This window comes from Allocoleopsis sp., assembly GCF_036703385.1.
Lineage (GTDB): Bacteria > Cyanobacteriota > Cyanobacteriia > Cyanobacteriales > Coleofasciculaceae > Allocoleopsis.
The window spans coordinates 1-10,966 of sequence record NZ_DATNPA010000598.1; the positions used below are offsets into that span (position 1 = coordinate 1).

Annotated in this window: 7 protein-coding genes; all 7 read left to right on the forward strand. The window is 46.8% G+C overall.

The annotated features are described in order from the left end of the window. The coding region (locus V6C93_RS28700) for an ABC transporter substrate-binding protein (RefSeq protein WP_333480088.1) at window positions 1–1,507 on the forward strand (1,507 nt) is incomplete at its 5' end. 164 nt (window positions 1,508–1,671) lie between these two features. Beyond that, window positions 1,672–2,529 (forward strand): nitrate ABC transporter ATP-binding protein, encoded by an 858-nt coding sequence (locus V6C93_RS28705; RefSeq protein WP_333480089.1) that lies wholly within the window; start codon window positions 1,672–1,674, stop codon window positions 2,527–2,529. Window positions 2,530–3,387: 858 nt separating this feature from the next. Then, a complete protein-coding gene (locus tag V6C93_RS28710; RefSeq protein WP_333480090.1) occupies window positions 3,388–4,899 on the forward strand; it encodes a NarK family nitrate/nitrite MFS transporter in 1,512 nt (503 codons plus the stop codon). A gap of 730 nt (window positions 4,900–5,629) precedes the next feature. Further along, the gene (locus V6C93_RS28715) at window positions 5,630–7,198 is read left to right on the forward strand and encodes a ferredoxin--nitrite reductase (RefSeq protein WP_333480091.1); all 1,569 of its coding nucleotides are present in this window, start codon (window positions 5,630–5,632) and stop codon (window positions 7,196–7,198) included. Window positions 7,199–7,392: 194 nt separating this feature from the next. After that, on the forward strand, window positions 7,393–9,663 hold the full coding sequence (locus tag V6C93_RS28720) for a nitrate reductase (RefSeq protein ID WP_333480092.1): 2,271 nt from the start codon (window positions 7,393–7,395) through the stop codon (window positions 9,661–9,663). A gap of 123 nt (window positions 9,664–9,786) precedes the next feature. After that, window positions 9,787–10,257, forward strand: a complete 471-nt coding sequence (locus V6C93_RS28725; protein ID WP_333480093.1) for a phosphate-starvation-inducible PsiE family protein — start codon at window positions 9,787–9,789, stop codon at window positions 10,255–10,257. 243 nt (window positions 10,258–10,500) lie between these two features. After that, window positions 10,501–10,953 carry a nitrate reductase associated protein gene (locus tag V6C93_RS28730; RefSeq protein ID WP_333480094.1) on the forward strand — a complete coding sequence of 151 codons (453 nt, stop codon included), beginning with the start codon at window positions 10,501–10,503 and terminating at the stop codon, window positions 10,951–10,953. The last annotated feature ends 13 nt before the right edge of the window (window positions 10,954–10,966 follow it).

Below are 10,966 nucleotides of genomic sequence, written 5' to 3' on the forward strand. Positions count from 1 at the left end.
GGCGCTGGATGCCCTGACACGAGGCGGTTTGCAAGAGCAATTGATGAAAATCTGCGAAGAGAGCCATGTGACCTGTGTGATGGTCACTCACGACGTAGATGAGGCACTCCTACTATCCGATCGCATCGTCATGCTCACCAACGGGCCAGAGTCCCATATTGGGCAGATTATCGATGTAGAAATACCCCGTCCTCGCCATCGTTTGGAAGTGGTGAATCATCCCAGCTATTACCGCTTGCGGAATGAGATGATTTACTTCCTCAATCAACAGAAGAAAGCCAAGCAGCGCCAATCCAAGCAGCCGCTAATAGTTGCCCGCAATGGCTTAGAAAAAGTCAATCTGGAAATCGGCTTTATTCCACTCACCGATTGTGCCCCCCTAGTCGTTGCGAAAGAGAAAGGATTTTTCGCCAAATATGGGTTAGAAGACGTTACCCTCAACCGCGAACCCAGTTGGAAAGCGATCGCCAAAGGCATTGTTACTGGACGCCTAGACGCCGCTCAAATGGTGGCTGGGATGCCCCTCACCCTGACGGTTGGGGCAGGAAACAAAACCCCAGTACCCGTAGTCACAGCCTTAACCTTGTCCCGCAATGGCAATGCAATTACCCTGAGTAAGCGCCTCTACGATCAGGGTGTTCGCACTCTGGCTGATTTCAAAGCCGCAATTCAAGCCACTCCGGATAAAGTTCACACCTTGGGCATGGTTTATCCCTCCTCCATGCACAACCTGATGCTGCGTTATTGGTTAGCTTCAGGCGGAATTGACCCGGATCAAGATGTCGCGTTGACGGTGATTCCCCCACCTCAAATGGTTTCCAATTTAAAAGCTGGCAATATCGATGGATATTGTGCGGGTGAACCTTGGAACTCTCGTGCTGTCTACGAAGACCTAGGCTTTGTCATCGCCACCGATATGGAACTTTGGCCTGGACATCCAGAGAAAGTACTGGGTGTACGCGAAGAGTGGGTGAACAAGTATCCCCAAACTCATATCGCCTTAGTGAAAGCGCTTTTGGAAGCCTGCGAATACTGCGATGACCTACGCAATCGGGAAGAGATTTTGGGATTACTCACACAAGAGCAATACGTAGGTTCCGCGCCAGAATATACTCGTCCTGGCTTCATTGACCCCTACAATCGCGGGACTGGAGAACTCCCTCAACAACTACCCCGCTTCAACCAGTTTTATGTGGATAAAACCAACTATCCCGACCAGATTGAGGGGTTATGGTTACTGACTCAACTCGCTCGTTGGGGGATTATCCCCTTCCCCAAAAACTGGGTCAACATTTTAGACCGGGTGCGGCGCATCGACTTGTTTGGTGCAGCAGCACGAGACTTGGGCTTTTCCGACACAGGGCACGATCGCGTCCCAATCCGGATGTTTGACGGTACAGTCTTCGATCCTGATGACCCGCTGGAGTACCTCAATAGCCTGGAAATCAAACGCCAAATTCGTGTCGAAGAAATTGACATCGACTCGTTCGTGACTCCAGCCGCCTAAAAGGTTGCAGGTTGACAATGGGTTACAGATTGCAGGTTAACAGGTTGTCGGTTAAATACTTCAGCCTTCTCACCTCTAAGCTTCAACTTCCAACCTCCAACCTTCCAACCTCCAACCTTCCAACCTTCAACCTTCAACCTTCAACCCTCCAACCTTCCACCATCATGACTGCATTCAACACCGACGCTCTTCTCCATCAAATTTCCCAAACCCAAAAACCCAAATCAAAAGGAGACCCTTTACTGGTCATTGAGGATGTTGCTAAGGTTTATCCCACGCCCGAAGGCAACCACACCGTTCTCAGTGGCGTCAACCTCACCGTTCATCCAGGGGAGTTTATTTGTCTGATTGGTCACTCTGGCTGCGGAAAGTCCACACTCCTGAACATGGTGGCAGGTTTCTCGCGTCCGACTTACGGGGAAGTACTGCTCAAAGGGAAGCGCATCACGGAACCAGGCCCAGACCGGATGATGGTGTTTCAGAACTATGCTTTGCTGCCTTGGTTGAGTGCCTTTGAAAATATTTACTTGGCAGTGGATGCGGTTTATACCAATAGACCTGTCTCCAAGAAGAAGGAGATGGTGTCTGAATTGCTGGAGATGGTAGGGTTGACCGAATCTGCTGACAAAAAACCCTCCCAGCTATCGGGGGGGATGAAACAGCGGGTTGCGATCGCACGAGCTCTAGCCATTCGTCCCGAAATCTTGATTTTAGACGAACCCTTCGGAGCCTTAGATGCGATTACGAAAGAAGAGTTACAAGAAGAACTGTTGAAAATTTGGACAGAGTACAGAGTCACCGTCCTCATGATTACCCATGACATTGATGAGGCGCTCTTCTTAGCAGACCGCGTCGTGATGATGACCAATGGGCCAGCCGCACATATTGGTGAGGTTTTGGAAATTCCCTTCCAACGCCCCAGAAATCGCGCTCGCCTGATGGAAAATCCTCAATACTACGAACTACGTAACTACGCTTTAGACTTCCTCTACCGCCGTTTTGCTCATACAGAGGTGGCTTAGGCCAAGATACAGTTTTAGGTTCAGCTAGACATTAGAAGATTCATCTTTATTTCAGGGGGCGGAAAGCTTCGTCCCCTGATACTGCGCTGAAAACGTTTTGGAAATTGTCAATTTATGCTACACACACTACGTAAAAAAATCTTTCCATTACCCATTACCCATTACCCAGAATTAGGTAATGTGACACTTGACTCGGGCGAGATGTGAGTTTATTTCCCTCAACGGCGGATTGCATGTACAAAATGCATGGCCTCAATGCATTTTAGTGAAATTAGTACGCATTTTGTAGCTAAAGATACGAATTTAAAGCTTTAATCCTCATAGGGTTACTAAAGAGACAAGTTAAGCAAAGTTGCCTTGCAAAACAGCAGTTATTAGGGAGTAGATACACGACTAATTGAATGTAGATGCGTGATTAAACAGTCAATTTTGCTTCCGTAAATCTTTGTCCAAAGGCAAGTTCACTTTCTGACCTTTAGGAATAAGCTAAGTCCATCTAAAGATAGAATCTCATAGCTGATGCTGGTTCTTTGTAGCAGAAAAGGCGAAATCATTCTCTCAAGCCTACTAACCTAACAGAAAAGTATTTTCTAACAATCACAGTGTTGTTATTGATTAGCTTGGTTTGAGCAATCCAGCCTCACTCATTAGATGGCTCTCTTAGGTAGCTTCTCAAGGAGAAACAGCCCATGATAGACATAGCTAATCCAAAGGAAAGCTAAAACAAGTTTGTAAACATAAAAAAGCTAGACAAGATAGTGCAACTGTATGCCTATAAATCCAGCACTAGCAAGTCCTTAAATTGCTAACACGTCTCACTAATCAAGTATTTCAGGTTCACGGCTAGGAGAAAGCCTCATGCTTGCAGGATTATTTTCATTTCGCGGTCGTTACCGCATCTTACATCTGAGTTGGTTTGCATTTTTTCTAACCTTTGTCTGTTGGTTCAACTTCGCGCCTTTTGCCACCACGATTCAAAAAGACCTGCATTTAGCACCCGATCAAGTTAAGGTTCTACTTATCTGTAACCTCGCCCTAACGATCCCAGCACGAATCATCATTGGTATGCTGCTGGATCGTTTTGGACCACGAGTCACCTTCTCCAGCATCCTGATGTTTGCTGTTGTGCCTTGTTTAGCTACAGCGTTGTCTCAAGACTTTAACCATTTAGTCTGGAGTCGGTTGCTGATGGGTATTGTGGGGGCTGGGTTTGTCGTAGGCATCCGCATGGTTTCGGAATGGTTTCCCCCGAAAGAGATTGGGATTGCTGAAGGGATTTATGGCGGATGGGGTAACTTTGGTGCCTTTGCCGCCGAGTTTGCTCTACCCAGTATCGGTGTTGCTACTGCATTTCTAGCAGGTGGAGCTAACAACTGGCGTTTAGCGATCGCACTCAGTGGTGTGATTGCCGCTATCTATGGCTTCATTTATTTCAATAACGTTCAAGATACACCCCCAGGCAAAGCCTATCGCCGTCCTAAGCGCAGTGGTGGTATGGAAGTAACCACGAGCAAAAGCTTTTGGGCGATGTGTCTGTCTAATTTTGGCTTGATTTTCGCCTTGGGTTTATTAGCATGGCGCTTAGCCCAACCCAAACTTCATTTCCTCAATACGACCCAAATGTTTATCACTTGGGGTCTGTTGGCGGCGTTATTTGCCTTCCAAACTTATAAAGCTTGGCAGGTTAACTGGGAAGTTATCACAGGTATTAAAACTTATTCGCCTGCTGAACGCTATCAGTTCCGCCAAGTTGCTCTTTTAGAGATGTGTTATGTGGTCACGTTTGGTTCTGAGTTAGCGGCTGTTTCCATGCTGCCTGCGTTTTTTGAACATACGTTTAATCTCAATCATGTGACAGCAGGCATGATTGCGGCTAGCTATCCGTTCCTGAACTTGGTTTCTCGTCCCAGTGGGGGCTTAATTTCAGATAAGTTGGGCAGCCGCAAGTGGACAATGACAGTGATTGCGGCAGGGGTTGGGGTTGGCTATCTACTGGCGCACAATATCAATAGCAGTTGGCCGTTAGTTCTAGCGATCGCTGTTACCATGTTCTCTGCTTACTTTGCTCAAGCTGGCTGCGGTTCTACCTACGGTATCGTGCCTCTGATTAAGAAGGAAATTACAGGGCAGATTTCTGGAAATGTGGGCGCTTATGGGAACTTCGGCGGTGTGATTTTCCTCACGATTTTCAGCTTAACCGATGCACCGACCTTGTTTATCACGATGGGGATTGCTGCCCTAATCTGCTCTAGCTTATGTGGCTTTTTCCTCAAAGAACCGAAAGGCTCCTTTGCTAGCCATCATGAAGGTGAAGAAGCTGAAGTGGCAGTACCAAGCCGATCAATTTTACTAGACCCCCGTCAAAACTGAAGCTACCTTAAATCGTTAATCACAAGGTATTGGGTGTAAAAAATTCAGCATCCAATACCTTGTCCCATTTGAGATTTTGAATTTTAGAGTACGGCGAAAATCCCTTGCTTCTGATTTCTAAGTTTTATAGCGCTCCTCATATCAGTGAGGTATTGCAAAAGCCAGAGGGCAGAAGGCAAAAGATTGGCTGGTCAAGATTTCACTATTCAGCGATATCCTAATCCCCTTGGCGACTGCTATACTTTTTTGCCTATTCCCAAATCCCAAAACCCAGAATTCTGTACCTCATCCAAAAGAGAATGGCTATATTTTCACCGAGGGGTAGGCAATGTTAGATAAGCATCATGATTATGCAAAATCTTCATTACAAGGAAGGATTAGTAACCTCATATACCAATCCAGGCTCTAAATCACTCTAATTTAAATTTGGATAATTTACTGGTGAAATAAGAGATTGTTATAGCATTAGTCTGATTAAGGGCTGGATAAACCTCTAGAAAATTATTTTTTATTTATAGTAATATGGGTTTAATACTTCCAAAGATAGATTTATAGATAAAAAGGCTTATTTACTTTAGTTGTTTGTAGAAGTTGTAGCCAAGTTTACGAAATTCATGCCTATAGTTATCTAGGCTAAGAATTAAGCCATGAAACAAGTAATTTTTAAGCCATAAAATTCCCTTTTTATAGCCAGAGACTCAGATTGAGAAAGCCACAAGAGGTGTAATTGATGACGATAGCAGATAATAAAAAAGTTAACCCCATCGAAAAAGCCAAAGCTCAAAAGCATCCTTTACTACTCAAGCAAGAGTTGGACAACTTTGCCCAGATGGGTTGGGAGGCGATGGATGAATTTGAACGCGACCACGGACTCAAATGGCTAGGTTTCTTCTATCGTCCAGTAACTCCTGGCAAGTTTATGCTGCGGATGCGGATACCGAATGGCATTTTAACCAGCTCTCAGCTACGAGTCCTCGCAGAAATTGTTCAGCGATACACCCAGGCGGCAGGCTTTCAACAAGAGGGTAATGCAGACATTACGACCCGACAAAACTTCCAGTTGCGAGGCATTCAGATAGAAGACATTGCCGAGATCATCAACCGAATGCGTCAAGTTGGCTTGACGAGCGTCCAATCGGGTATGGACAATGTCCGCAACATCACGGGTTCACCCGTTGCTGGAATTGATGCTGATGAACTCATCGATACTACAGAGATTGTGCGGCAACTCCAAGATGTAATCACCAACAACGGGGACGGCAATTTTGACCTCAGCAATCTTCCTCGAAAGTTCAATATTGCTGTTGCGGGGTGTCGAGACAACTCTGTCCATGCCGAAATCAATGATATTGCCTTTATTCCGGCCTATAAAGATGGAAAGTTAGGGTTTAATGTGATTGTGGGTGGCTTTTTCTCCGCCAAGCGTTGTGCAGCTGCTATTCCCCTGGATGCTTGGGTAGAACCGGGCGAGGTGGTGCCCTTATCGTTAGCCATTTTAATGGTCTTTCGTGACCACGGTCAGCGCGCCAATCGGCAAAAGACACGTTTGATGTATCTCATTGAAGAGTGGGGATTGGAAAAGTTTCGCACTCAGGTCGAAACACAACTGGGCTACCCTTTGCAAAAAGCAGCACCCAAAGACGAAATTATCTGGGAAAAGCGCGACCACATCGGTGTCTATGCCCAGAAGCAACCAGGCTTAAACTATGTTGGCTTGCATGTTCCTATTGGTCGGCTGTATGCTTCGGACATGTTTGAGGTGTCCAGGTTGGCTGAAGTCTACGGCAATGGCGAGATTCGCCTCACCGTTGAGCAAAATCTGATTATCCCCAATGTCCCCGATTCTCGCCTGGAAGCTTTGTTAAATGAGCCACTAGTTCAAGAGCGTTTCCCCATCGCTCCCAAACCATTGCAACGGGCATTAGTCTCTTGTACGGGTGCTGAATTCTGCAATTTTGCGATTATTGAAACAAAAAATCGCGCCCTAGCGATGATTAAAGAACTAGAAGCCGAGTTAGAGATGCCGCGCCCAGTGCGGGTTCATTGGACAGGTTGCCCCAACTCTTGCGGTCAACCCCAAGTTGCCGATATTGGATTGATGGGAACGAAAGCCCGTAAAAATGGGCAGATGGTAGAAGCCGTAGACCTCTATATGGGCGGCAAAGTAGGCAAGGATGCGCACTTGGGTAGCTGTGTCATGGAAAAGATTCCTTGTGATGACCTAAAGCCGATTTTACGGGAACTACTGATCGAACACTTTGCTGCTCGTCCCCGACAAGTTGCGATGGTTTCAGCCTAACTGAGACTGCGCCGCATTTGAGAGGAGTAGGCTGAGTGGGACTTTTGCTTCAGAACACAGTCAGCAGGAGGTGAAAGTTGCCGCAAGTTACGACAGAAAACGATTCAGCCACTCATGACCTTTTTGAATGGGAGCAAAGCGACCATGACTCTTATTTTACTTAGGATTCAGGACTTTCAGAAGGTGCGATCGCTATGACTAATGCAACAAAAACACAATGTCCTTACTGTGGTGTTGGCTGCGGACTCGAAGTAAGTCCCCCAGCGCAAGCCGGTAAACCCACGAATTGTGATAGCGAAGGAAGACCCATCTGGAAAGTACGGGGCGATCGCGAGCATCCCTCTAGTCAAGGTATGGTGTGTGTCAAAGGGGCAACCATTAGTGAATCTCTGGACAAAGACCGCCTGAAGTATCCCATGATGCGCGACTCTCTGGATGAACCCTTCCGCCGAGTCAGTTGGGATGAAGCCTTTGATGCGATCGCTAATCGCATTCGCACCCTTCAAGTTACGCAAGGGTCTGAATCCATTTGTATGTATGGTTCTGGTCAGTTTCAAACCGAGGATTATTATATTGCTCAGAAACTACTCAAAGGGTGTCTGGGGACGAATAACTTTGATGCCAACTCCCGCCTGTGCATGTCCTCAGCCGTTTCCGGTTACATTCAGAGTTTTGGCTCAGATGGCCCTCCTTGTTGCTACGATGACTTAGAGCTGACAGACTGCGCCTTTTTGATTGGTACCAATACCGCTGAATGTCACCCCATTATTTTTAACCGCCTGCGGAAGCACCACAAGCAAAACAAGAAAGTCAAAATGATTGTGGTTGACCCCCGCAAGACCCCAACCGCTGAAGCCGCTGACTTACACTTAGCGATTCGACCCGGTACCGATATTGACTTACTTAACGGCATTGCCCATCTGCTGATGCGCTGGGGTCACTATGATTCTATATTTATTGATGAATGTACTAGTGGCTTTTCCGAGTATGCAGAGGTCATTCGTCATTATCCACCGGAATTGGTTGCCAAAACCTGTGGTATTCGCCTCAATGAACTAGAAACGGCAGCCCGATACTGGGGTCAGTCTGAGCGAGTCCTATCCTTATGGTCGATGGGCGTGAATCAGTCTTCCGAGGGGACAGCAAAGGTGCGGACAATCATTAATCTGCATCTAATGACTGGAAATATCGGGAAACCAGGAGCAGGCCCCTTTTCCCTGACAGGTCAGCCGAATGCGATGGGGGGACGGGAAGCGGGTGGTCTTTCTCATATTCTGCCCGGATATCGGTTGGTGAAGAATCCTCAGCATCGCCAGGAAGTCGAACAGTTGTGGGGTGTGCCTGCGGGAAGCATTGCACCTGATCGCGGTCGAACGGCGTGGGAGATGATTACGGGTTTAGAAACCGGAGACGTCGGGATGTTGTGGGTGGCAGCGACGAATCCGGCGGTTAGTATGCCCGATGTGGAACGGACGAAGGCAGCCTTGTTGCGATCGCCGTTCACGGTTTATCAAGATGCCTACTATCCTACAGAAACCGCTGCCTATGCTCACCTCCTACTGCCTGCGGCGCAGTGGAGTGAGAAAACAGGCACAATGACAAACTCAGAACGAGTGGTGACACTTTGCCCTAAGTTTCGCAATGCTCCCGGAGAGGCCAAAGCAGACTGGGAAATCTTTGCCGAAGTGGGGCGTCGGTTAGGTTTTGCTGACCAGTTTGCTTTCCAAGACTCGGCTGCGGTTCGCGCAGAATTTCTTCAACTCACTCGTGGACGCGTCTGCGACCAGACCGGTATTAGTTCCCAACGTTTAGAAGCAGAAGGACCGATTCAATGGCCTTGCCCAGAAGAGTTGAAAGTTAGCAGGTTGCAAGTTGAAGGTTCAACCTCTTCAAACCTTCAACATTCAACCTTCAAACCTTCTAACCAAAAACGTCTTTATACCGATTTGCGCTTTCCTACACCAGACGGACGTGCCCGGTTTGGGGCTTATCACTCACGCGGGCTAGCCGAGTTGCCCGATCCCAATTACCCCTTTGTCTTGACAACTGGGCGTCTTTATGGTCACTGGCATACCCAAACCCGAACAGGACGAATTCCCAAGATTGTGCAAATGCATCCTAATCCCTTTATGGAGATTCATCCCCGTGATGCCGAGAAGTTAGGGATTAAGGATGAAACTTGGGTGGAAGTGCGATCGCGTCGTGGTATTTGTCGTTTCAAAGCCCAAGTCACAAAAGCGATCGCTCCAGGTACCGTCTTCGTCCCCATGCACTGGGGCGCTTTGTGGGCAGACAAAGCAGAAGCCAACGCCCTGACTCATCCAGAATCCTGTCCTGACTCCCTGCAACCAGAATTGAAAGCCTGTGCCGTACAACTCTCCCCTATATCGGCTGAAACCCTGATGAGTAGTGAGTCATTTCAACCTAGCCTAGTGGCTTCGTTCTTACCACCCGTTTCCGTTTGAGACAATCACAGACGGGTGTGTGCAAAACCTGAGCAAGATTAGCATCGATTTATTTGGAGATAGCTGGAGCAGCATTGAGTCCTCTCAATGGTAAGGTTGTTGTTGTAGCTGTCTCCTAAAAAAATGCGGCAGTTGAAAAAAATATTTCATCTATTCCTAAATTCTTGTAGCAACAACAGTTTTTTACATGGGATAGAGCAAGTAGAGGGTTTTGTTGCGAAAGTCCTGTCTTTGGTAATGGTAACGGTAATCCTAGTTGCCGTTGGTGACTTGATTATCCTTCTAGCTGGAGAGCTGTTTTCTTCACCCCTAGGCTTCTTGAACTCAACCCTGTTTAAAGTTTTTGGACTATTCTTGAATATTCTGATTGCCCTAGAACTGCTGGAAAATATCACTGCCTATCTACGAAAGGATACGCTTCTAGTTGAGTTAGTTATTGTTACCTCTTTAATTGCGATCGCTCGGAAAATCATTCTTCTGGACTTTGAAAAAACCACAGGATCTGAAATCATTGGATTAGCGATCGCTATTCTTACGTTGTCCATTAGTTACTGGATAATTCACTGCATGAGTCCTAAAAAGCCTCCTGAATAAGCAGGAATTTCAATCACAGAACGAGAACAGCAGTTAAGAATCAGGAGTTAAAAAAATGTTATTTCAAAGGTAGGCAGAAGGGGTAAGGCAGAAGGCACCGAAGCTAAGCGTGAGGAGGGGATTTCGACCCTTATTCCCGTTATTGTCACCAAAAGGCTTCTGCCTTCTGCCGTCTGCCTTTCTTGTTAAGGCTTTCAGATGCATCAAACAACCATAAGCAAAATCTCTAAAATCTAAAATAAAATGTCTCATTTCTTCCAATTTGAAGCTGACTTTGTAGAATCGCTACGCTGTATTCCTATGCAAGTGCGGATGAAATTAGACACTTGCGGGGTCAAACTCAAATTAAATCACTGGAACCAATTTACTCTGCAAGAGCGTGAAGCCTTGGTAGAGATGCCCTGCACAACCGCAGACGAAATCGAAACCTATCGGCAATATTTACAAAATTTAGTGATCGAACATACGGGTTCACCCGCATCTGCACTTCCTATAGAGCCTCATCCCGCCTGGCTGGATGCCACAGCTGTTCCTGCTAATATTCAGGAGAAAGCCCAAGAACTTACTGTATCCATAACCGTTCAGCAGTGGGCAACACTAAGTCCTGCTCAACGTTTTGCCCTAATTAAACTCAGCCGCCCCAGCCATGAAAACCACAACTTTTTACCAGCCCTAAAGGAGTTTGAACTGATTTAACTTCAAACAGTGA

What these genes read in the sequence shown, in the direction of transcription:
- V6C93_RS28730 (WP_333480094.1), top strand. Translation starts at nt 10,501, where the DNA reads ATGTCTCATTTCTTCCAATTTGAAGCTGACTTTGTAGAATCGCTACGC.
- V6C93_RS28725 (WP_333480093.1), top strand. Translation starts at nt 9,787, where the DNA reads ATGCGGCAGTTGAAAAAAATATTTCATCTATTCCTAAATTCTTGTAGC.
- V6C93_RS28720 (WP_333480092.1), top strand. Translation starts at nt 7,393, where the DNA reads ATGACTAATGCAACAAAAACACAATGTCCTTACTGTGGTGTTGGCTGC.
- V6C93_RS28710 (WP_333480090.1), top strand. Translation starts at nt 3,388, where the DNA reads ATGCTTGCAGGATTATTTTCATTTCGCGGTCGTTACCGCATCTTACAT.
- V6C93_RS28705 (WP_333480089.1), top strand. Translation starts at nt 1,672, where the DNA reads ATGACTGCATTCAACACCGACGCTCTTCTCCATCAAATTTCCCAAACC.
- V6C93_RS28715 (WP_333480091.1), top strand. Translation starts at nt 5,630, where the DNA reads ATGACGATAGCAGATAATAAAAAAGTTAACCCCATCGAAAAAGCCAAA.